Here is a 23,108-nt window from a genome sequence, read left to right on the forward strand (position 1 = left end):
ATTAGCCTGATGAGGAGATAGTCCAGGAGACCGACCTAAGGTCACCTGGTCCATCGACTGATCTCGCGATCAGTGGATGCAATAATAATCATTCTCGTTTGCAGGTCAAGCGTTTTTACCTGCGCGACAGGAAAACTCTTTCCTGCCCTCTCGATTTGCCTTCTCACCTCAACCGTTTTCATACTTCTCCAGTGATCGATCGACCATCGCCTTGGCCATGTCGATCATGTGCACCGTCGAAAACGCCAGGTCGCGATTTGCGCCTTGCAGGTGATTGGCTGACTCGTACGCAGTGGCGGCAGCACAGCGCAACAGGTCCAAAGCATGGACCAGTGCCTCTTCGCCGCTGATATTGCGGTTCACATCAAAAAAACGCGGCTCGGCCACTTCCTCTGAAATAGCTGGTTTCAAGTAATAGTCCAGCGCGCGTTGTGCCGCCGCTGAGCCCAGGGGCGAAGTGAAGGTGGTGTCGATTTGCATGTCCGGCAGGTCATTGGTGGGTTGGTTCATGGCGATGGCAAGCTCCGTGTTAGATTCAGATCCGTGAATCGATCCTAATACGAACTGTATTTGTGACGATAATTTAAATACTACAATTTGTGTTTTGATGGCCGGAGTCGCCCACGTATCGTGCCGCACATGGATAAATGGATTGAATTGGTCAAGGCCAAGATGAGTGAACTCAAAATCACTCAAGAGATACTCGCCGAGCGCCTCGGGATGTCCCAGGGCGGCATTGGCCACTGGCTCAACAAACGTCGTGAACCCGGCATCGAAGACATGAACCGTGTGCTTCGGGCGCTGGGCCTTGAGTTTCTCGAAGTGGCGCTGGTGATCCGGGAACCGCAGGCGTCAACGGATGACGAAATCCCCCTGACACAGAAGTACAACCCGTACTTTCGCTACCCGGTCAGTGACTGGCGCGAACCTGCCGAAGTGCGCGACGGCGAGGTTGCGGTGTATGGAAAAGGGCACTTTGAACTGTCCGATTACCACGCCCGGGGGCCGGCATTCTGGTTGAGAGTGGCAGGCGATGCGATGACCGCACCCAATGGCATCAGCATCCCGGAAGGCATGCTGATTCTGGTGGACCCGGCGGTGGACGCCGAGCCTGGCAAACTGGTCATTGCCCAGTGGCCGGACAGCACCGAAGCCACGTTCCGCAAGCTCATCGAAGAGGGCGGGCAGCGTTATCTGGTCCCGCTCAATCCGACGTATCCGAAAGCCTTGTACGCCGAAGAATGTCGAATCATCGGCGTAGTAGTTCAGGCAACAGCCAGGTTCTGATCAGATCGGTCCTCGCGATGCGTAGGACCGATCTTCATTTCACGCTTCTTCAAGTTCGACCAGCGCACTGCCTTCACTGACCATCTCGCCTTCCTGGCAATACAGCGCCTTGATCACCCCGGCGTGGGGCGCGCGGATGCTGTGCTCCATCTTCATGGCCTCAAGTACCACCAATTGCGCCCCGGCTTCGACCGATTGCCCGGCCTCCACCAACACGCGCACGATGCTGCCGTTCATGGGGGCGGTCAGTCCGCCGTGATGGCTGTGGCTGGCCTCGACGGCGCTGATCGGGTCGTAAGCCTCGATGCGGTGCAACTCGCCATCCCACTGCAAGTACACATGTTCGCCACGGCGTATTGCGCGGTGTTGACGGCGCACGCCAGCCTGCTCGGTCAGTAGATGTTCGCCCTTGAGTCGAGCGCGGTGGGCATTGATGTCGCCCAGCGTCAGCGCCCGGTCCTGGCCTTCACAGCTCAGGTGAAGGGTGATTTCTCTCGGCAGTCCAGCGCGCAGCCCGTTACCCGCCGCCCATGGCGAACTCGGGTCATCGGATCGGGTGGCAGGCGGTTGGCTCTGGGCAAACGCCTGGGCGGCGGCTTGCCAGAAATCATCGCTGAGTTCCGCAGGGGCCGGCAGCAACTGCTCCTGATAGCGCGGTATAAAGCCGGTATCCAGTTCAGCAGCGGCAAATGCCGGATGGCCGATGATGCGCCGCAGGAAATTGATGTTGGTCTTCAGCCCGCCGATGGCGAACTCGCCGAGCATGCTCAGCAGGCGCAAACGCGCTTGTTCACGATCCTCGCCCCAGGCAATCAACTTGCCGAGCATCGGGTCATAGAACGGCGAGATCTCGTCGCCTTCTTCAACGCCGCTGTCCACCCGACGCCCCGGCCCCGGGGCGGATTCGCGATACAGCTCCAGACGACCGGTCGCCGGCAGGAAATCATTGCCCGGGTCTTCGGCATACAGCCGCACTTCGATCGCGTGACCCACCAGCGGTACCTGGTCTTGAGTCATCGGCAATGCTTCGCCACGAGCCACGCGAATCTGCCAGGCCACTAGGTCGAGACCGGTGATGGCTTCGGTGACTGGGTGTTCCACTTGCAGACGCGTGTTCATCTCCATGAAGAAGAACTCGCCCCGCGCATCCAGCAGAAACTCCACGGTGCCAGCGCCGACATAGCCGATGGCCTGCGCCGAACGCACGGCGGCCTCGCCCATGGCGCGCCGCAGCTCCGGACTAAGGCCTGGCGCCGGGGCTTCTTCGACGACTTTCTGGTGCCGCCGCTGAATCGAGCAGTCACGTTCGTTGAGGTACAGGCAGTTGCCGTGTTGGTCGGCGAACACCTGGATTTCCACATGACGTGGCTTGAGCAGGTATTTCTCCACCAGCATCCGCGAGTCGCCGAACGACGATTGCGCCTCACGTTGGGCCGAGGCCAGGGCTTCGGCCAGTTGGCTGACGTCCTCGACTACTTTCATGCCTTTGCCGCCGCCCCCGGCTGTGGCCTTGAGCAGCACCGGGTAGCCGATGCGCTCGCAGGCATCGCGGAAGGTGTCGAGGTCTTGAGCCTCGCCGTGATAACCGGGCACCAGCGGCACGCCAGCGGTTTCCATCAAGGCTTTGGCGGCGGATTTGCTGCCCATGGCGTCGATGGCCGAGGCGGGCGGGCCGAGGAATATCAAGCCGGCGTTTTCGATGGCGCGGGCGAATCCGGCGTTCTCCGACAGAAAACCGTAGCCGGGGTGAATCGCCTGGGCACCGCTGGCCTTGGCGGCAGCGATCAGTTTGTCGATTTGCAGATAGCTGTCGGCGGCTTTGCTGCCACCGAGGTCGACACGAATGTCGGCTTCGCGGCTGTGCCGGGCGTCACGGTCGGTGGCGCTGTGCACGGCCACGGTGGTCAGGCCCAGGGCCTTGGCGGTACGCATCACCCGGCAAGCGATTTCGCCACGGTTGGCCACCAACAGGGTGGTGAGGACAGGTGCGCTCATCAACGGGGCTCCTTGGTGGTTTCGGCTTGCCAGCTCGGCGGACGTTTTTGCAGGAAGGCGCGCAGGCCTTCCTGGCCTTCTGGGCTGACGCGGATGCGGGCGATGGCGTTTTCGGTGTAGCGACGCAATGCCGGGGTCAGTGAGCCGTCGCCGACCTCGCGCAGCAAGTCCTTGCTGGCGCGCATCGCGGCCGGACTGTTGAGCAGCAGATTGTCGATCCACTGCTCGACTTTCTGTTCCAGCTCGGCACTTGCATAGCTCTCCGACAACAAACCGATTTCCCGAGCCCGTTGCCCGCCGAAGCGCTCGGCGGTCAAGGCATAGCGACGTGTCGCGCGCTCGCCAATGGCTTGCACCACGAACGGGCTGATGACCGCCGGTGCCAGGCCGATGCGCACTTCCGACAGGCAGAACTGCGCATCATCGGCGCCGATGGCCATGTCGCAGCAACTGATCAGGCCCAGCGCGCCACCAAAGGCTGCGCCTTGCACCACCGCCAGGGTCGGCACTTTGAGTTTGGCCAGGTTGTACATCAACTCCGCCAGTTCCCGGGCGTCATCGAGGTTGGTGGCGTAATCGAGCTCGGCCGATTGCTGCATCCAGGCCAGGTCGGCGCCGGCGCTGAAATGCTTGCCGCGACCGCGCACGATCAGAAACCGCAGGCTGGTATCGCTCGCGACTTTGTCGAGGGCGAGGATCAGCTCGCGGATCATCTCGGCATTGAAGGCGTTGTTCTTTTCTTCACGGCTGAGCCACAGCGTGGCAAAACCACGGGGGTCGGTCAGCAGTTCGAGGGTGTTGAAGTCGCTCATGTTCTTCTCCCGATCACATCCGGAACACGCCGAAGCGGCTCGGTTCGATTGGCGCGTTCAACGACGCGGACAAGGCCAGGGCCAGTACGTCGCGGGTCTGGGCCGGGTCGATGACACCGTCGTCCCACAGGCGCGCGCTGGAATAGTAGGGGTGACCCTGTTCTTCGTACTGGTCGAGGATCGGTTGCTTGATCTCGGCTTCCTGTTCGGCGCTGAAACCCTGGCCGCTGCGTTCGGCCTGCTCGCGCTTGACCTGCACCAGCACGCCGGCCGCCTGTTCGGCACCCATCACGCCGATGCGCGCATTCGGCCACATCCACAGGAAGCGTGGATCGTAAGCCCGACCGCACATGCCGTAGTTACCGGCCCCGAAGCTGCCGCCGATGATCACGGTGAATTTCGGCACCTTGGCGCAGGCCACGGCGGTCACCAGTTTTGCGCCGTGCTTGGCGATGCCTCCGGCCTCGTATTTCTGGCCGACCATGAAGCCGGTGATGTTCTGCAGGAACAGCAGCGGGATGCCGCGCTGGCACGCCAGTTCGATAAAGTGCGCGCCTTTCTGCGCCGCTTCAGCGAACAGGATGCCGTTGTTGGCGAGGATCGCGATCGGGTAACCGTGCAGGTAAGCAAAACCGCAGACCAGCGTCGTCCCGAACAACGCCTTGAATTCGTCGAATACCGAACCATCCACCAGCCGCGCAATCACTTCGCGCACGTCAAACGGTTGCTTGGCGTCGGCCGGGACCACGCCGTACAACTCGTCGCTGCTGTAGAGCGGGGCGATTGGTGTGCGTTGCTGAACCTCACCTTGCTTGCGCCAGTTGAGGTTGGCGACGCTGCGGCGTGCCAGTGCCAGGGCGTGTTCATCGCTCTCGGCGTAATGGTCGGCCACCCCGGAAATCTTGCAATGTACATCGGCCCCGCCGAGGTCCTCGGCACTGACCACCTCACCGGTCGCGGCTTTCACCAGTGGCGGACCGGCGAGGAAGATCGTCGCTTGTTCGCGGACCATGATCGCTTCGTCGGCCATCGCCGGTACATAGGCGCCGCCAGCGGTGCAGGAACCCATGACCACCGCAATCTGTGGAATGCCCATGGCGCTCATGTTGGCCTGGTTGAAGAAGATCCGCCCGAAGTGCTCGCGGTCCGGAAACACTTCATCCTGGCGCGGCAGGTTGGCGCCGCCGGAGTCCACCAGATAGATGCACGGCAGACGATTCTGCTGGGCGATGGTCTGGGCGCGCAGGTGTTTTTTCACGGTCAACGGGTAATACGAGCCACCTTTCACCGTGGCGTCGTTGGCGACGATCATGCACTCGACGCCTTCCACACGGCCGATCCCGGCAATCACGCCAGCCGCCGGAACGTCTTCGCCATACACCTCGTACGCCGCCAGTTGGCTGATCTCCAAAAATGGCGAACCCGGATCGAGCAAGCGGTTGATGCGCTCGCGAGGCAGCAGTTTGCCCCGCGAGGTGTGGCGTTCCTGAGCCTTCGGGCCGCCACCTTGCGCCACTTGGGCGAGCAATGTGTGCAACGCGTCGACCTGCTTGAGCATCGCCGCGCTATTGGTGGCGAACTCCGCTGAACGGGGGTTGAGCTGGGTATGCAGGGTAGCCATGGACAGCTCCGTTTAGCGGGTTTCGTTGAACAGTTCGCGACCGATCAGCATGCGACGGATCTCACTGGTGCCCGCGCCGATTTCGTACAGCTTGGCGTCACGCAACAGACGGCCGGCCGGGAATTCATTGATGTAGCCGTTGCCACCGAGAATCTGGATTGCGTCGAGGGCCATTTGTGTGGCGCGTTCGGCGCTGTAGAGGATCACGCCGGCGGCGTCCTTGCGTGTGGTTTCGCCGCGCTCGCAGGCCTGGGCCACGGCGTACAGGTAGGCGCGGCTGGCGTTGAGTTGGGTGTACATGTCGGCGACCTTGCCCTGGATCAGCTGGAATTCGCCGATGCTTTGGCCGAACTGCTTGCGGTCGTGGATGTACGGCACGATCAGGTCCATGCACGCCTGCATGATCCCGGTCGGGCCACCTGAAAGGACAACGCGCTCGTAGTCGAGGCCGCTCATCAGCACTTTCACGCCGCCGTTGAGCACGCCGAGGATGTTTTCTTCCGGCACTTCAACGTCATCGAAAAACAGCTCGCAGGTGTTCGAACCGCGCATGCCGAGCTTGTCGAATTTGTTGCTGCGGCTGAAGCCTTTCCAGTCGCGCTCGACGATGAACGCGGTGATGCCATGAGGGCCTTTTTCCAGGTCGGTCTTGGCGTAGATCACGTAGGTGTTGGCGTCCGGACCGTTGGTGATCCAGGTCTTGCTGCCGTTGAGCACGTACTTGTCGCCACGTTTTTCGGCGCGCAGTTTCATCGACACCACGTCGGAACCGGCATTCGGCTCGCTCATGGCCAAGGCGCCGATGTGCTCGCCGCTGATCAGCTTGGGCAGGTACTTGGATTTCTGTTCGTGGTTGCCGTTGCGGTTGATCTGGTTGACGCACAGGTTGGAGTGAGCGCCGTAGGACAACGCCACCGAAGCCGAGCCTCGGCTGATTTCTTCCATGGCCACCACGTGGGCCAAGTAGCCCAGGCCGGCACCGCCGTACTCTTCCGGCACGGTAATGCCCAGCAGGCCCATGTCGCCAAACTTGCGCCACAGGTCGGCGGGGAACAGGTTGTCGATGTCGATCTGAGCGGCGCGCGGGGCGATCTCCTTGGCGACGAAGGACTGAACCTGATCGCGCAGCATGTCGATGGTTTCACCGAGGGCAAAGTTCAGGGATGGATAGCTCATGGGTCACCTTTTGGCTTTTTTGTAGGGCAGGGAGGGCCGTGATTGGGTTCTCACCTTTACGTTAACGTAAGCCTGTGACGAATGGCTGTCAATCACCCTTTACGTTAACGTCAACTTGAGCGAGAGTAGAGGCAGTTCAAGATAGAACGCGGACCACTCCTGTGGGACCGCCGGTAGCCCATAAATAAAGACAATAGGGGTCGTCATGGATCAACCCAGTGCAAGCCCGCAACGCAGTTACACCCGTGGTTCCCAGGACAAAGCCTTGCTGGCGATGACCATTGGCCAGGCGTTCGACAACACGGTTGCGCAGTACCCGGACGGGGAGGCGCTGGTGGTGCGCCATCAACAGCTGCGTTACACCTGGCGGCAATTGGCCGAGGCCGCGGACCTGCATGCCAGAGCACTGCTGGCGCTGGGGCTACAAGCCGGGGATCGCCTCGGCATCTGGGCGCCGAACTGTGCGCAGTGGTGCATCAGCCAGATTGCCACCGCGAAAATTGGCGTGATCCTGGTCAACATCAATCCGGCGTATCGCAGTTCCGAACTCGAATACGTATTGAAGCAGTCCGGCTGCCAATGGCTGGTGTGTGCCGGGGCCTTCAAGTCCTCGAACTATCACGCGATGCTGCAAGGCCTGGTGCCGGAGTTGGCCGGGCAATCCATCGGCAAGTTGCAGAGTGAGCGGCTGCCGGAGTTGTGTGGCGTCATCAGCCTGGATGTGCAGCCACCTTCGGGGTTCCTGCCATGGTCGCAACTGGCCGATCTGGCGGGCGGCGTCACGGTCGAGCAACTGCATGAGCGTCAGGACAGCCTGCATTTCGATCAGCCGGTGAATATCCAGTACACCTCCGGCACCACCGGTTTCCCCAAGGGCGCGACCCTCAGTCACTACAACATTCTCAACAATGGTTACATGGTCGGCGAAAGCCTCGGCCTGACCGCCGCTGATCGCCTGGTGATCCCGGTGCCGTTGTATCACTGCTTCGGTATGGTCATGGGCAACCTTGGTTGTATCACCCACGGCAGCACCATGATTTACCCAAACGATGCGTTTGATCCGCTGCTGACCCTCAGCACCGTCGCCGAAGAGAAAGCCACTGCGCTGTACGGCGTACCGACCATGTTCATCGCCATGCTCGATCAGCCCCAGCGTGCCGAATTCGACCTGTCGAGCCTGCGCACCGGGATCATGGCGGGCGCGACCTGTCCTATCGAGGTGATGCGCCGGGTCATCAGCGAAATGCACATGAGCGAAGTGCAGATCGCCTACGGCATGACGGAAACCAGTCCGGTGTCGTTGCAGACTGGTCCTTCAGACGACCTGGAACTGCGCGTGACCACCGTTGGCCGCACGCAGCCGCAACTGGAAAGCAAGATCATTGACGAAGCGGGCAATCTTGTACCGCGCGGCACCATCGGCGAACTGTGCACCCGCGGTTACAGCGTGATGCTCGGTTACTGGAACAACCCCGAAGGCACGGCGGACGCCATCGACCAGGCGGGGTGGATGCACACCGGTGATCTGGCGAGCATGAACGACGAGGGTTACGTGTGCATTGCCGGGCGCAACAAGGACATGATCATCCGCGGCGGTGAGAATATTTACCCGCGGGAGCTGGAAGAATTTTTCTTCACCCATCCGGCTGTTGCGGACGTGCAGGTAATCGGCATTCCTTGCTCGCGCTACGGTGAAGAGATCGTCGCCTGGATCAAGTTCCACCCCGGCCACAGCGCCACCGAGCAAGAGCTGCAAACCTGGTGCAAGGAGCGCATCGCGCACTTCAAGACGCCGCGTTACTTCAAGTTCGTCGAGGAGTTTCCGATGACGGTGACTGGCAAGATCCAGAAATTCAGGATGCGCGAGATCAGTGTCGAGGAGTTGCGCATCAATAAAGCCTGACCACAAATCCCCTGTGGGAGCAAGCCCGCTCCCACATTTGATTGGGGAAAACCTGAATGCCAGACAGCACAAAGGGGAGCCGAAGCTCCCCTTTAATTTTCGTTGCGCGTGCTCTTTTTTTATTATTGAGGGTCGGTCTGTTTTTGTTTTTGGCAACCGTTGCCCTTTACCGCTGTTTTTGGCGATCCCCATTCGGGATCAAGAGCAAACGTATTTTTTTGAGCGCTGATCTACTTTCTCGCTGAGCGATCCAACCAGTACGGGAGCTACCTGAAGGTAGTTTTATTATTCTCTGTCCGGTTGCGGGTAACTCCGAAAAGCACCCTGAAAAGCACATCTTCTCCAAAAAAATCTGTTAGCTGCGTCTCTGCCGTGTTGTTTTTGTTATGTCAGAGTCGTTACGTCTTGTTTTTATTAGGTTTGCCGCAATTTTTTTATTCTTGTTGTGCGATAGATATAGCAGGAGGCATGCCAACTTTTTAAAAGCCTTTAAAATCAATGGTTTGCAAATTTATAGGGTTTTGCGCTTCAGGCAAACCCCTACATTTTGTTTCCGTGTTACTCGCTTGCGCCCACGTTTCAGACACAGCGGTAACACCCGGACACACTCAGCACGCTCACTGTGCGCTGCGGGCCCTGGCTACGCGGGAACCGGTAGGGCGACCCAATACCGTGCAAATCTGCTGGCCGGCGAGCATCAAGGCGTCGAGGTCGATTCCGGTGTCGATGCCCAGGCCGTTGAGCAGGTAAACCACGTCTTCGGTGGCGACGTTACCGCTGGCGCCCTTGGCGTAGGGGCAGCCGCCCAGACCGGCGATGGAGCTGTCGAATACCGAGATGCCTTCCAGCAGGCTGGCGTAGATGTTGGCCACAGCCTGGCCGTAGGTGTCGTGGAAGTGCCCTGCGAGTTTCTCCCGGGGCACATCCTTCGATACCACTTCAAACATCCTGCGGGTTGCGCCAGCGGTACCGGTGCCGATGGTGTCCCCCAGCGAAACTTCATAGCAGCCCATGGCATACAACTCGCGAGCGACCACGGCGACCTGCTCCGGGGCGACGTTACCTTCATAGGGGCAGCCCAGCACGCAGGACACATACCCGCGCACGGTCACTCCATGTTGTCTGGCGGCCTCCATGATCGGCCCGAAACGCTCCAGGCTTTCGCTGATCGAGCAATTGATGTTGCGCTGGGAAAACGCTTCGGACGCCGCCGCGAACACGGCCACTTCCTTGACCCCGGCGGCGAGGGCATCTTCGAAACCGCGCAGGTTGGGGGCGAGAGCGCCGTAGACCACGCCCGGTTTACGCTGGATCTGCGCGAAAACCTCGGCGGAGCCGGCCATCTGCGGCACCCACTTGGGCGACACGAAACTGCCGACTTCTATATAGCCGAGCCCGGCTGCGGTCAGCGCATCGACCAGTTGCACCTTGTCGGTAACACTGATGGGCTGGGCCTCGTTCTGCAGGCCGTCGCGTGGGCCGACTTCGACAATGCGTACGTGGGTGGGGAGGGGCATGGGGTTCGACCTGTGCTGATTGTCTGATTGTGCAGTGATCCCTGTGGGAGCGAGCCTGCTCGCGATGGCGGTAGCAAATTCAACGCTGATGTCGACTGACCCGGCGCTATCGCGAGCAGGCTCACTCCTACAGGGGATTTTGTAGGGTTACTGAATCGATTCCTGGCTTTTGAGCGTCTGCTCCAGCGCCTGCACGCAGCGCTCTTCGGCAGTATCGAGTTCCAGTTTCATCTGTTCGATGTCGAGCATTTGCTGTTCAAGCTGCTCCCGGCGCTCGCTGATTTTCGCCAGCATGCTGTGCAGTTGCTTGGTGTTACCGCTGGACGGGTCGTAGAGCTCGATCAGCTCGCGGCATTCAGCCAGGGAGAAACCGATGCGCTTGCCCCGCAGGATCAGCTTCAGGCTGACCTTGTCGCGGGGCGAGTAAATGCGTTCCTGGCCACGGCGCTCGGGGCTGAGCAGGCCTTGCTCTTCATAAAAACGAATGGCGCGGGTGGTGATGTCGAGCTCGCGGGCGAGATCGGAAATGCTGTAGGTCTGGCTGCTCATGGGCGCGCTCGCAAAAGGTCATGGCGCTAAGCTAATGTCAGGTTGACGTTTACGTCAAGGGGCAGGGTTTTTCTGTGTGCTGACGGGCCTCATCGCGGGCAAGCCCGCTCCCACAAAGATTTTCGGTGTACACATTTCTGTGCATGACCAAGATACCTGTGGGAGCGGGCTTGGTCCGGGCGGCGATCCGACGATGAACGATAACGCGGTGTGACGGCTTACACCTTCTCGAGCTTTTTCTCCTGCGCCGTCACCTGCTGGCACAACTCGATCATCTGCTCGCGCATCCAGCGGTTCGCCGGGTCCTGGTCGGTGCTTTCGTGCCAGTAGAGGTGGGTTTCCACCGGCGGCACATCGTTGACCGGCAGATAAAAGGCGTGCAGGTCGTTACGGCGGGCGAAGCGTTCCGGCACGGTCATGACCATGTCGGTCTGTTGCAACACTTGCGAGGCCATCAGGTAATGCTGGGAGCGCAGGGCGATCTTGCGCTGGATGCCCATCTTGCCCAGCGCCAGGTCGACATAGCCGAGGCCGCTGCGTCGGCTGGAAATATGGATGTGGGTCAGGCCCAGGTAATCATCCAGCGTGAGTTTCTCCTTGCCCGCCATCGGGTGCCCCTTGCGCATGGCGCACACATAGCGGTCCTCCATCAACTTGACGTGACGCACCTGCGGGTCAGTGTTGAGCGGCGCATCCACCGCGAAGTCGAGGCGACCGGCCGCCAGTTCCTTGGTGGTTTCACGGCGTTTGGACAGGAAGCTTTCGATGATCACCGCCGGCGCCAGGCGACGCAGGCGCTGGAATAGCAGCGGCAGGATCACCGCTTCGGTGAGGTCGGTCATGCTGATGCGGTAGGTCTTGACGGCTTGCTGCGGGTTGAAAATGCGGCTTTCCTGCACCGACACGCGCAGCAGCGAGAGTGCGTTGCGCACCGGGCCGATGATGTTCTGCGCCATGGGCGTCGGCACCATGCCCTGGGCGGTGCGCACGAACAGCGGGTCGTTGAAGGTCTCGCGCAACCGGGCCAGTGCGTTCGACACCGCTGGCTGGGTAATGCCCACAATCTGCCCGGCACGGGTCAGGTTGGCTTCGGTGTAGATCGCGTCGAAGACGATGAAAAGGTTGAGATCGACCTTGCTCAGATTCATTACGCGGCTCTCTTATTGTGTGGGCGGACTGACCGTGACGATCAGTCGATCATATATCGGTGATGAATGTTTATACACGCCGAGAATAGGCTAGGTAAATTATCAACGCTGTTCTAGCATCGATACATGACCTAAACAACCTCCCCCAAGAAGGTATCTCGCTCATGGATTTCGCTTATTCGCCCAAGGTTCAGGAACTGCGTGAGCGCGTAACAGCGTTCATGGACACCTACGTCTATCCCGCCGAAGCCGTGTTCGAGCGCCAGGTCGCCGAAGGCGATCGCTGGCAGCCGACCGCGATCATGGAAGAACTCAAACTCAAGGCCAAGGCAGAAGGCCTGTGGAATTTGTTTCTGCCTGAGTCCGAACTGGGTGCCGGGTTGACCAACCTCGAATACGCGCCGCTGGCGGAAATCATGGGCCGCTCGTTGCTGGGACCAGAGCCGTTCAACTGCTCGGCACCGGACACCGGCAACATGGAAGTGCTGGTGCGTTACGCCAACGAGGAGCAGAAACAACGCTGGCTCGAACCCTTGCTGCGCGGCGAGATCCGCTCGGCGTTCGCCATGACCGAACCGGATGTCGCATCCTCCGACGCCACCAACATGGCCGCCCGTGCCGTGCGCGATGGCGACGAGTGGGTGATCAACGGCAAGAAGTGGTGGACGTCGGGTGCTTGCGACCCGCGTTGCAAAATCCTGGTTTTCATGGGGCTGAGCGATCCGGACGGGCCACGTCATGCCCAGCACTCGATGATTCTGGTGCCGGTGGACACCCCCGGGGTAAAAATCCTGCGTCCACTGCCAGTGTTCGGCTATGACGATGCTCCTCACGGTCACGCCGAAGTACTCTTTGAAAATGTCCGGGTGCCGTACGAAAACGTCCTGTTGGGCGAAGGACGCGGCTTCGAAATTGCGCAAGGTCGCCTTGGCCCGGGCCGGATTCACCACTGCATGCGTTCGATCGGCATGGCCGAGCGCGCGCTGGAACTGATGTGCAAACGCTCGGTGAACCGCACGGCGTTCGGCAAGCCTCTGGCACGCCTGGGCGGCAACATCGACAAGATCGCCGACTCGCGGATGGAAATCGACATGGCACGCCTGCTGACGTTGAAAGCGGCGTACATGATGGACACCGTCGGCAACAAAGTGGCGAAAAGCGAGATCGCGCAGATCAAGGTCGTCGCGCCAAACGTTGCATTGCGGGTGATCGACCGGGCGATCCAGATCCATGGCGGGGCAGGGGTTTCCAACGATTTCCCGCTGGCCTACATGTATGCGATGCAGCGCACCCTGCGCCTGGCCGACGGCCCGGACGAAGTGCACCGTGCGGCGATCGGTAAATTCGAAATCGGCAAATATGTGCCGAAGGAGATGATGCGTAGCGGGCACTGACAGACACCGCGTTATCGTTCATCGCGGGCAAGCCCGCTCCCACAAGGACTGCATCGAACCTGTGGGAGCGGGCTTGCCCGCGATTGCGTCAGTCGATCCAGCACATCAACAGCAGATTCAGTAAACCCAAACCTCAACCCGCCGATTCTTGATCCTTCCCTCATCGGCGCTATTGGCCGCCACCGGCATTTCGGCGCCGAATCCGCGTATCTCGCGAAACACCACGCCGCTCTTCACCAACTCCCGCCGTACCGCCATGGCCCGCAGTTTCGACAACAGATCGGCGCGCGCCGGGTCGCTCTTGGCATCGCCAAACCCCACCAGCGTGACCTGACCATCGGTCTTGCCGTGCTGCTTTATATAGTCGAGCACTCGCGTCAGGTCTTGCCGCGCCTTGTTGTCCAGGCTGGCACTGCCTTCCTCGAAGCGAAAATTCACCGACAGCCGTTGAGCATGTCGACTCAGCGCCTGGTAACCCTCGGGCATCAACGCATTGGGGGTAACGGCCATGGCCTGGACGGTTTGGGCAACAAAGCCGTTCGCTGCGACTATGGCCTGGCCGCTGCTGCTTTGGGCAAAGGCCACCAGAGCGTCAGCCCAGGGATTTTTCCCGTTGGGTGGCAGGTAAAAGAACAACCGGCGGGACAACGGATAATCTTCCGTGGCAATGAGGCTGTTGAGCGGCAGCATGGCTTGCGATTGACCGTCGACAATGGCCACGGCTTTGGCCTGACGCACGTAGGGCAAACCGATAAAACCGATGCCTTGCGGGTCTGCGCTGACCGCATCAGACAGTTGTTCACTGGACTCGAAGCGTTTCGCCGCGCTGCCGAGGGTTTTCCCACGGCCACTGAGGACCAGTTCCTTGAAGGTGTCGTAGGTCCCGGACTGATCATCCCGCGCATACAGATGAATCGGCCCGCCGCGACCGCCGATGTCTTCCCAGGTCTTCACCTCGCCACTGAAAATGCGCGCCAGTTGCACGGTGTCGAGTTGGTTCAGCGGATTGTCCGGATGAAGGATGATCGCCAGGCCATCGATGGCGATGACCTGTTCGGCGCTCGGGCTTTTCAGGTCACCGAGCGATTGCAGGCTGGCCAGTTCGCTGTCCTTGATCGCGCGCGACGAGGCGGCAAGATCGGCGCTGGCGTTTTTTAGCGCGGTGAAACCGGTGCTGGAACCATGGGCCGCCACCTCCACCACGACCCGATGGCCTTGAACGGTTTCGCCGACGATGCGCAGTTCGTTGGCGGTGTCCGGGGTTTCGCGGTGAATCTTGCGCAGGCCCTGTTCACTCAGCAGGCCCTCGACCAGCGCCGGTCCCAATGCCGCGCCGATGGTGTTGGAACCCTGGATGAGCAGCACCGGGCCGTGTTCGGGTGTCGGCAAGTCGCCGGCCGAGGCCGCCTTCTGCAAGCCCGTGCACAGCATCAACAGGAACAACACGCGCAGCATCATGCCGGCACCTTATATAGCCAAAGGAGGTGTCGGGAGATTAAGTCAGTAAGGTTTCCGAAAAATGACACGTTCTCATGTGGGAGCGGGCTTGCTCGCGAAAGCGGCGGGTCAGTCGACATTGATGTTGAATGATTAACCGTATTCGCGAGCAAGCCCGCTCCCACATGAGAGTTGTGTTCGACGGGGATCAGCTCAACTCAAGCCAGATCGGCGCATGGTCCGAAGGTTTTTCCATGCCACGCAGTTCGTAGTCCACACCTGCGGCTTTCACCCGAGGCAGCAAGCCGTGGGAGGCGAGGATCAGGTCGATGCGCAGGCCACGCTTGGGCTCGTCTTCGAAGCCACGGCTGCGGTAGTCGAACCAGCTGAAAGTGTCGGTCACGTCGGGGTTCAGGTGGCGGAAACTGTCCACCAGGCCCCAGTTCTTCAGGCGGGCCATCCACTCGCGCTCTTCCGGCAGGAAGCTGCATTTGCCGGTTTTCAGCCAGCGTTTCATGTTGTCCGGGCCGATGCCGATGTCGCAGTCCTCTGGGGAGATGTTTACGTCGCCCATCACCACCAGTGGCTGGTCGTTCTTGAACTGGCTTTCCAGCAGTTGCTGCAAGTCGCTGTAGAAACGTTCCTTGGCCGGGAACTTGGTCGGGTGGTCGCGGCTTTCGCCCTGTGGGAAATAACCGTTCATGATGGTCACCGGCACGCCGTTGGCGTCGGCGAAGGTGCCCCAGATGAAGCGCCGCTGGGCATCTTCTTCGTCGGTGGCGAAACCTTTATGCAGGGCCAGCGGCTCCTGGCGCGAGAGCAGGGCGACGCCGTAGTGGCCTTTTTGCCCGTGGAAATACACGTGGTAGCCCAGTGCTCTGACTTCATCGAGGGGGAACTGGTCGTCGTGGACCTTGGTTTCCTGCAAGCCGATCACATCGGGTTGGTGCTTTTCGATCAGCGCCGCCAGCTGATGGGGACGGGCGCGCAGCCCGTTGATGTTGAAGGAGACGATCTTCATGGTCGGCAGTCCTGGCAAAAGGGCGATGCTAGCTGACATGTGGGAATCGGGCCAGTGTGGGGTGAGGGGATTCGGTTTTGTCAGTCAGTCTTGTGTGGGCAGTGATGGCCTCATCGCGAGCAGGCTTGCGCTCCTACAGGGAATGGATGGGGTCTGTACCTTTGTGGGAGCGGGCTTGCTCGCGAAGGCGATTTCATTGCCTACACTCATTGCGGATCTGTAAGGAACTGTGTCAGCGCCGACAGGCTCGTAACAACAAGAGTGCAGCCACCCGAGCTGTGCCGGGGAGATCAACCGTCATGCCCGAAACCTCAACCGTCATTGCCGATATCCATATGCTCGACAGCGGCTACGCCCGCGAAGCGCGTTCGCTGCTGTACCAGGCTTATCGACACGAGCCGACCTTCGGCTATCTGTTCGAAGCCGAGCGCCTTGGCTACGAACAGCGGGTTCGCGCCACCGTGCGCGAGCTGGTGACCCAGCACTTTCTCCAGGACCTGCCGGCCATCGGCCTGCTGGTCAACGACCGCCTGATCGGCATCGCCCTGATCGCACCGCCGCAACGTCGTCTCGGCGTCACCGAAAGTTGGGCTTGGCGCTTGCGCATGGTGCTCAGTACGGGATTTCGCTGCACCCGTCGCTACCTCGATTATCACGCCGCCGTGGAGGCCTGCGTACCGAACGAATCGGTGCACGTCTTGCCGTTGCTGGGGGTTCATCCGCAGTTCCAGGGCAAACATTTCGGCGAGCAACTGTTGCAAGCCGTGCACAACTGGTGCGCGGTGGATGAAAATTCACAGGGAGTGATCCTCGATACCGGGAACCCTCGCTACCTGGAGTTCTATAAGCGCCAGGGCTATGAGGAAATCGGTGAAGTTGCCGTAGGACCGATTCGCGAACACGTGTTTTTTCACCCCAATCCCCAGGTGTTACATACTGCAACGGCTTGAACGGCGAACTTTCCGGGCATGTCAGGCTCTATCACGCTCTCAAGCTCGTGATAGCATCCGCGCCTATGAAGTTTCCAGGAAGAATTACCAGCGGCGTACTGATGCTGATGACCAGTTGTGCGGCGCTGGCACAAAGTGAATTGGATGTACGGATCAAACCGTCCAATGATGAGCTGAAAGCCAATATTGAAGGCTATATCGGCAGCCTCGGCGATCGCGATGAAGAAGCGTTGCTGCGCTTCAGCCGTGGCGCCGAAGAACAGGCGCGCAAGGCCGCCCAGGCCCTGGGTTATTACCAGCCGCACATCGACAGCGAAGTGAAGGGCGGCGATAAGCCGCGCTTGGTGCTGAAGGTCGACCCCGGCGAGCCGGTGCATCTGCGTAACGTCACGGTACGTGTCGACGGTCCGGCAGCCGCCCTCAAATCCTTTCGAGTCCCCAAGAGCGACGCGCTCAAGCCTGGCGCCGTGCTCAATCATGGGCATTACGAGGACGCCAAGCGGCTGATCCAGAATCAGGCTTCGCGTTATGGCTTTTTCAGCGGCCGTTTCACCCGTTCAAAATTGTCGGTAGACCCCCGTGCCGGTGTCGCCGATATCGAACTGATCTATGAAAGCGGTCCGCGCTATACCTTGGGCAAAGTCAGTTTCGAAGGTGATACGCCGTTCGATGACGAGCTGCTGCAACGCATGGTGCCGTTCAAGGCCGGTACGCCGTATGACTCGGAGCTGATCGCCGAACTCAATCAGAACCTGCAGTCGAGCGGTTACTTCGAAGGCGTGCGGGTGGACGCGGCGCCCGCGTTGTCCAAGGACGATGCGATCCCGGTGGACGTCAAACTCGAAACCCGCAAACCGCGGACCATGGGCCTGGGCCTGGGTTTCTCCACTGACGTCGGTCCAAGGGCCAAGGCCAACTGGACCCGGCACTGGGTCAACGCGCAGGGGCACAGTTATGGCTGGGAAACCGAAGTCTCGGCACCTCGGCAAAACGTCGGGCTGTTCTACGACATTCCGCTGGACCCGCCACTGACCGACAAACTGCGTTTTGCCGGCGGCTATCAGAATGAGGACATCGCCGGCACCGACACCCACAGCAAGCTGCTGACCCTCGGTCCTGAATGGCACAGCAAGTTGCCCAGCGGCTGGCAGCGGGTGGTATCGCTCAAATGGCAGCGCGAGGATTACCAGCTCGGCGACGACTCGGGCCTGAGTAACTTGCTGATGCCCGGTGTGAGCTATTCGTACCTCAAAAGCGACAACCGCATTGACCCGCACAACGGCTATCGCCTGCAATTCGAATCCAAAGTGGCCAAGGAGGGTCTGGGTTCCGACAGCAACCTGATCTACGGCACGGCGCTGGTCAAAGGCCTGACCACGGTGTTCGATAATCACCGTTTCCTCGGACGGGTGCAGGTCGGCGGCAGTGCCACCAACGGTTTCAAATCGGTGCCGCCATCGCTGCGCTTCTTCGCCGGTGGTGACCAGAGCGTGCGCGGTTACGACTATCAGAGCCTGTCCCCGGAAAACTCCGACGGCGACCGCATCGGTGGTCGCTACATGGTGGCCGCCAGCGCGGAATACCAGTATTCCATCGCCGAAAAATGGCGGATCGCGACCTTTGTCGATCAGGGCAACTCTTTCAATACACTCGAACTGCCGAACCTCAAGACCGGGGTCGGTATCGGCGTGCGTTGGGTATCGCCGGTGGGGCCGATCCGCCTCGACCTGGCCCACGCGCTGGACGACGATGGCGGCATTCGATTGCACTTTTCCATGGGGCCTGAGCTGTGAAGCGTGGTTTGAAAGCAACACTGCTGACAATGGCGGCGCTGTTGATGCTGGTTGTCCTGACGCTGGCCACGGTGCTGGGCACGGCGCCGGGCAGCCGCTGGGCGTTGGGCTTCGTACCGGGCTTGACCCTGGAAAACTTCCAGGGCCGGCTGGGCGGGCAGTGGAGTGCCGACCGGGTGCTGTGGCAGCAGGACAGCAACCGGGTTGAACTGAGCAAAGTGATTTTTGCCTGGTCGCCGTTGTGCCTGACCCGCATGACCCTGTGCATTGAGCAATTGCAGGCCGATCAGGTCAGCCTGACGTTCCCGCCGGGTGCCGAAGAGCCAGACAGCGGCCCGATCACACTCCCGGAGCTCAAGTTACCGTTGGCCATCGAACTGGGGGAGATCAAGGTTGGCAGCCTGTTGTTCAACGGCAGCGAAGAGCTCAAGGGCTTGCAACTGGCGGCGCACTGGACGACAGCCGGTTTGAAGATCGACGCGGTGTCGTTACAGCGCGATGACCTGAGCCTGAACCTGTCCGGTCTGCTGCAACCCTCCGGCAACTGGCCCCTCAGCGCCTCCGGCAAGCTGACCCTGTTGTCGACACCTGAGCCCCTGGCGCTGGCACTGAAAGTCGACGGCGACCTGCTCAAGACCCTGAACCTGAAAGCCGACGGCAGCGGTTACCTCAACGGGCAACTGACCGGCGAACTGCAACCGCTGGTGGAAAACCTGCCGGCCAAAGTGCGGATCACCGCCGATGGCTTCAAGCCCAGTGCCGATCTGCCGGACACCCTGCAACTCAATCAGCTTGAACTCACCGGTGCTGGCGACTTGAAGAACGGCTACGCGCTGCTCGGCAAAGCCACGCTGCCCGCCGAACAAGGGCCAGTCGCACTGGCGCTGCAAGGCAAGGTCGACGCCAAGGGCGCGCAGATCGCCGCACTGGACCTGACCGCCAACGACAAGCAAAGCCTCAAGCTCACCGGACAGCTGGATTGGAGCAAGGGCCTGAGCGCCGAGGCGAAGATCGACTGGCTGGACTTCCCGTGGCACAGGCTCTATCCGCTCATCGACGAACCGCAGGTAGCGCTTCGCACCTTCACCGGCGAAGTCTCTTACACCGACGGCAAGTACCTCGGGCATTTCGACGCCGCGGCGGATGGTCCGGCCGGCGCCTTCACCCTGGCCAGTCCATTCGCGGGCGACCTGACGAAGATCTACCTGCAACAGATTCAACTTCAGGCCGGGCAAGGCAAGGCTGAAGGGCACCTGAACCTGCAATTCGCCGACGGCGTTGCCTGGGACACCGCGCTGGACCTGTCGGCGATCAACCCTGCGTACTGGGTCGCGGAGCTGCCGGGCACGCTGGCCGGGCCGTTGCGCAGTCAGGGCGAGATGAAAAACGAAGTGCTCAGCCTCAATGCCGACCTGGACCTCAAGGGCAAACTGCGCGGGCAACCGGCGGTGATCCAGGCCAAGGCCGATGGCCGTGGCGAGCAATGGAACCTCAACGCCCTGCAAGTTCGCCTCGGCGACAACAGCATCAGCGGCAAAGGCAGCCTGCAACAGAAGCTCGCCGGCCAGATCGATCTCAAGCTGCCGCGCCTGGCCCAGCTCTGGCCGCAACTGCGCGGCCAGCTCAATGGCCGCGTGGATGTCGCCGGCACGCTCAAGGCGCCCCAGGGCAAGCTTGACCTGCAAGGCTCGCAACTGGCTTTCCAGGACAATCGCCTGCAAAGCCTGAACCTGGACGCCACGCTGGACAGTGCGCAACGGGCGAAAATCGACCTCAAGGGCAGTGGCATCCGGGCGGGCGATACTTCACAGGGAACGCTGACCGCCAGCGGCCAGGGCGACATCAAGAACCAGAAGTTGAGCTTCGATCTGCAAGGGCCGAAGCTGAAACTGACGCTGGGTCTGGACGGTGCGCTGGATAAAGGCAATTGGCGCGGACGCCTGGCCAGCGGTGATATCCAGGCCGGTGGCCAGGACTGGAGACTGCAAGGGCCGGCGAAACTCGAACGCCTGGCGGACGGCAAAATCAACTTTGGTGCCCATTGCTGGGCATCCGGCCAGGCCAGCCTGTGCGGGGAAGACTCGCGCCTGATGCCCGAGCCGAAGCTGCGTTATCACCTCAAGCAATTCCCGATCGACAGCCTCGCGCAGTGGTTGCCGAAGGATTTCGCCTGGCAGGGCCGGCTCAATGCCGACCTGCAACTGGACCTGCCGGCCAGTGGCCCGAACGGTCAGGTCAGCGTCGATGCCGGCGGCGGCACGTTGCGCATCAAGGAAAAGGACCAGTGGCTGGACTTCCCGTACCAGACCCTGAAGCTCACCAGCAAACTCACGCCCAAACGCATCGACACCGAGCTCAATTTCGTCGGTGGCAAACTCGGCGAGCTGATGGTCCAGGCACAGCTCAATCCCTTGCCAAAGAACAAACCGTTGAGCGGCTCGTTCCGCTTGAGCGGGCTGGACCTGTCGGTGGCGCGGCCGTTCGTGCCGATGGTCGAGAAGCTGACCGGGCGCTTGAATGGCAGCGGCACGATTTCCGGTGGGCTGCTGGCACCGCAGGTCAACGGCAGTCTGCAACTCAGCGACGGTCAGATCTCCGGGCCTGAATTGCCGATGGAGCTGAAAAACCTGCACGTTCAAGCGCTCATCGCCGGTGAAAGCGTGCAATTGAACGGTGGCTGGAACAGCGGCAAGGCCGGGCAGGGCAGCCTGAACGGCAACATCGCCTGGGGCCAGGCGCTGGTGGTGGACCTGGCGCTCAAGGGGTCGCAGTTGCCGGTCACCGTCGAGCCTTATGCCAAGCTGGAAGTCGCACCGGACCTGAAAATCTCGATGAAAGGCGACGAGTTGGCCATCGCCGGTAAAGTGCTGGTGCCCAAGGGCGACATCATCATTCGCGAGTTGCCGCCGTCGACAGTCAAGGTCTCCGATGACACGGTGATCGTCGGTCAGCAGACCGAGGAGGGCAAACCGCCGCTGGCAATGAAGATGGACATCGAAGTGGTGGTCGGCGAGGACAAGCTGAGCTTTGCAGGATTTGGCCTGACCGCGAATGTGCAGGGGCATGTGCACATTGGTGACAACATGGACACCCGTGGCGAGCTGTGGCTCAACGACGGGCGTTATCGCGCCTACGGCCAGCGGCTTTCGGTGCGCCGGGCGCGCTTGCTGTTTGCCGGGCCCATCGATCAGCCGTACCTGGACATCGAGGCCATTCGCAAGACCGACGACATCATTGCCGGCATCCGTTTGAGTGGCAGCGCCGAGCAGCCGACCACGCAGATCTTCTCCGAGCCGGCCATGAGCCAGGAGCAGGCCCTGTCCTATCTGGTGCTCGGGCGTCCGCTGAGCAGCAATGGCGAAGACAACAACATGCTCGCCCAGGCGGCCCTCGGGTTGGGCTTGATGGGTAGCTCCGGGGTGACCAGCGGCATCGCCAAGAACCTGGGGATCCAGGACTTCCAGCTCGACACCCAGGGCAGTGGCGACGCCACCAGCGTGGTGGCCAGCGGCAATATTTCCGAGAAGCTCAGCCTGCGCTATGGCGTTGGCGTGTTCGAACCGGCCAACACCATTGCCCTGCGCTACAAGCTGAGCAAGAAGGTCTACCTCGAAGCCGCTGGCGGCGTGGCCAGTTCGTTGGACATCTTCTACAAGCGGGATTTCTAATTCTCAATCAAGCGGCGGTTCGGCAATCCGGTTTGCCTGCTCAGGCGGCCTGATAGCCGGCGTTTGCTTTGTTGACTGAGTACATATCCGTTTCTTCGGTAACGGCGGCTTATGGTTTCGCCCTGACGGCGACTCACTTTTTTTACAAGCGCCTAAAAAAAGTAAGCAAAAAAACGCTCGCCCCGAACGTACGGCCCCTCGCTAAGGCTCGGGGTTCCTTCGCTCCGGCATTCATCCGGGGGCATCGCCTCCGGTCGGCTTCGCTCGACCTCCTCTCGATGTGTTCGGCTTCGCCGAACGGCGCTGCGCGCCTACCCCCCGGATGAACACCTCCACTCAGCCTGCCGAGGGGGCGGGTGGATCAAGATCAAGAGCTGCAGGCGAGCTAACGCTCGGCCTGATGAGTGGTGAAGAGCGTGGGTGTACGCCACTTTGCCTTTGCTCTTCTGTGGGGGGCGGCGGTGCGGCGATCCGACTTGCTCGCGATGGCGACCTGACAGCCGATCGAAATTTTTCGGATGTACTGAATACCTGTGGGAGCGAGCCTGCTCGCGATGGCGGCCTTCCAGCCGACCAGGTACATCACAGGCGAACGAAACCCGCAAAGAGGCCGGCCGGTAGGCCGCCTCGCTTTTGCTTTGGCTTTTGATCTTGATCTTCTTGCCCCCTCGAGAGGCCGAGTGGAGGTTCTGCGCAGTGGGCAACCCGGCATGGATGCCGGGTTAGCCGCCGCCGGCCATGGATGGCCGATGGCGGCGGGCCCACGGAGCAGGACCGGAGCGAGGGCATGCCGAGCCTTGGCGAGGCACCGAACGTCAGGGGCAAGAGCCCTTGGTT

General features: G+C 60.9%; 16 protein-coding genes. 6 read left to right on the plus strand and 10 right to left on the minus strand.

What is annotated here, in order from left to right; genetic code table 11:
* Nucleotides 1-168: 168 nt before the first annotated feature.
* On the minus strand, nt 169-510 hold the full coding sequence (locus tag KGA85_RS21710) for a DUF6124 family protein (RefSeq protein WP_150725904.1): 342 nt from the start codon (nt 508-510) through the stop codon (nt 169-171).
* Nucleotides 511-639: 129 nt separating this feature from the next.
* Here KGA85_RS21710 and KGA85_RS21715 point away from each other — a divergent pair, with 129 nt between their 5' ends.
* Nucleotides 640-1,287, plus strand: a complete 648-nt coding sequence (locus KGA85_RS21715) for a LexA family protein (RefSeq protein WP_223459921.1) — start codon at nt 640-642, stop codon at nt 1,285-1,287.
* Between the two features lie 39 nt (nt 1,288-1,326).
* Here KGA85_RS21715 and KGA85_RS21720 read toward each other — a convergent pair whose 3' ends face one another.
* The 4 genes from KGA85_RS21720 to KGA85_RS21735 are packed head-to-tail and all read right to left on the minus strand — an operon-like array spanning nt 1,327 to nt 6,891.
* The gene (locus KGA85_RS21720; protein WP_223459919.1) at nt 1,327-3,282 is read right to left on the minus strand and encodes an acetyl/propionyl/methylcrotonyl-CoA carboxylase subunit alpha; all 1,956 of its coding nucleotides are present in this window, start codon (nt 3,280-3,282) and stop codon (nt 1,327-1,329) included.
* Nucleotides 3,282-4,094 carry a gamma-carboxygeranoyl-CoA hydratase gene (locus KGA85_RS21725; RefSeq protein ID WP_223459917.1) on the minus strand — a complete coding sequence of 271 codons (813 nt, stop codon included), beginning with the start codon at nt 4,092-4,094 and terminating at the stop codon, nt 3,282-3,284. The genes KGA85_RS21720 and KGA85_RS21725 overlap by 1 nt, the downstream gene beginning before the upstream one ends.
* A gap of 13 nt (nt 4,095-4,107) precedes the next feature.
* Complete coding sequence (locus tag KGA85_RS21730) at nt 4,108-5,715, minus strand: carboxyl transferase domain-containing protein (protein WP_056724065.1); 1,608 nt, start codon at nt 5,713-5,715, stop codon at nt 4,108-4,110.
* 12 nt (nt 5,716-5,727) lie between these two features.
* Nucleotides 5,728-6,891 carry an isovaleryl-CoA dehydrogenase gene (locus KGA85_RS21735; protein WP_223459915.1) on the minus strand — a complete coding sequence of 388 codons (1,164 nt, stop codon included), beginning with the start codon at nt 6,889-6,891 and terminating at the stop codon, nt 5,728-5,730.
* 205 nt (nt 6,892-7,096) lie between these two features.
* Here KGA85_RS21735 and KGA85_RS21740 point away from each other — a divergent pair, with 205 nt between their 5' ends.
* Complete coding sequence (locus KGA85_RS21740) at nt 7,097-8,794, plus strand: AMP-binding protein (protein ID WP_223459913.1); 1,698 nt, start codon at nt 7,097-7,099, stop codon at nt 8,792-8,794.
* Between the two features lie 617 nt (nt 8,795-9,411).
* Here KGA85_RS21740 and KGA85_RS21745 read toward each other — a convergent pair.
* The 3 genes from KGA85_RS21745 to KGA85_RS21755 all read right to left on the minus strand — a co-directional run bounded on the left by KGA85_RS21745 (nt 9,412) and on the right by KGA85_RS21755 (nt 12,008).
* A complete protein-coding gene (locus KGA85_RS21745) occupies nt 9,412-10,311 on the minus strand; it encodes a hydroxymethylglutaryl-CoA lyase (protein WP_223543363.1) in 900 nt (299 codons plus the stop codon).
* A gap of 147 nt (nt 10,312-10,458) precedes the next feature.
* Nucleotides 10,459-10,860, minus strand: a complete 402-nt coding sequence (locus tag KGA85_RS21750; RefSeq protein ID WP_085725920.1) for a MerR family transcriptional regulator — start codon at nt 10,858-10,860, stop codon at nt 10,459-10,461.
* A 218-nt stretch (nt 10,861-11,078) separates the two neighbouring features.
* Nucleotides 11,079-12,008: a LysR family transcriptional regulator gene (locus tag KGA85_RS21755; RefSeq protein WP_223461402.1), complete on the minus strand. Its 930-nt coding sequence runs from the start codon at nt 12,006-12,008 to the stop codon at nt 11,079-11,081.
* A 164-nt stretch (nt 12,009-12,172) separates the two neighbouring features.
* Between KGA85_RS21755 and KGA85_RS21760 the strand changes: the two genes are divergently transcribed.
* Nucleotides 12,173-13,402: an acyl-CoA dehydrogenase gene (locus KGA85_RS21760; protein ID WP_223461403.1), complete on the plus strand. Its 1,230-nt coding sequence runs from the start codon at nt 12,173-12,175 to the stop codon at nt 13,400-13,402.
* Between the two features lie 117 nt (nt 13,403-13,519).
* Here KGA85_RS21760 and KGA85_RS21765 read toward each other — a convergent pair whose 3' ends face one another.
* Together KGA85_RS21765 and xthA are read right to left on the minus strand one after the other, a co-directional pair.
* Nucleotides 13,520-14,860: a substrate-binding domain-containing protein gene (locus tag KGA85_RS21765; RefSeq protein ID WP_223461405.1), complete on the minus strand. Its 1,341-nt coding sequence runs from the start codon at nt 14,858-14,860 to the stop codon at nt 13,520-13,522.
* A gap of 187 nt (nt 14,861-15,047) precedes the next feature.
* On the minus strand, nt 15,048-15,860 hold the full coding sequence (xthA, locus tag KGA85_RS21770) for an exodeoxyribonuclease III (RefSeq protein ID WP_007999540.1): 813 nt from the start codon (nt 15,858-15,860) through the stop codon (nt 15,048-15,050).
* Between the two features lie 299 nt (nt 15,861-16,159).
* On the opposite strand from xthA, the gene KGA85_RS21775 reads away from it, so the two are divergent.
* The 3 genes from KGA85_RS21775 (at nt 16,160) to KGA85_RS21785 (ending at nt 22,271) form a co-directional block, all read left to right on the plus strand.
* Nucleotides 16,160-16,810, plus strand: coding sequence for a GNAT family N-acetyltransferase (locus KGA85_RS21775; protein WP_046037811.1), 651 nt, complete (start codon nt 16,160-16,162; stop codon nt 16,808-16,810).
* A gap of 65 nt (nt 16,811-16,875) precedes the next feature.
* Nucleotides 16,876-18,603 (plus strand): autotransporter assembly complex protein TamA, encoded by a 1,728-nt coding sequence (locus KGA85_RS21780; RefSeq protein WP_223531892.1) that lies wholly within the window; start codon nt 16,876-16,878, stop codon nt 18,601-18,603.
* Nucleotides 18,600-22,271, plus strand: coding sequence for a translocation/assembly module TamB domain-containing protein (locus tag KGA85_RS21785; RefSeq protein WP_223531890.1), 3,672 nt, complete (start codon nt 18,600-18,602; stop codon nt 22,269-22,271). Before KGA85_RS21780 ends, KGA85_RS21785 begins: the two co-directional genes overlap by 4 nt.
* Nucleotides 22,272-23,108: the final 837 nt, after the last annotated feature.

Source organism: Pseudomonas sp. GL-B-12 (genome assembly GCF_019955895.1).
Taxonomy (GTDB): domain Bacteria; phylum Pseudomonadota; class Gammaproteobacteria; order Pseudomonadales; family Pseudomonadaceae; genus Aquipseudomonas.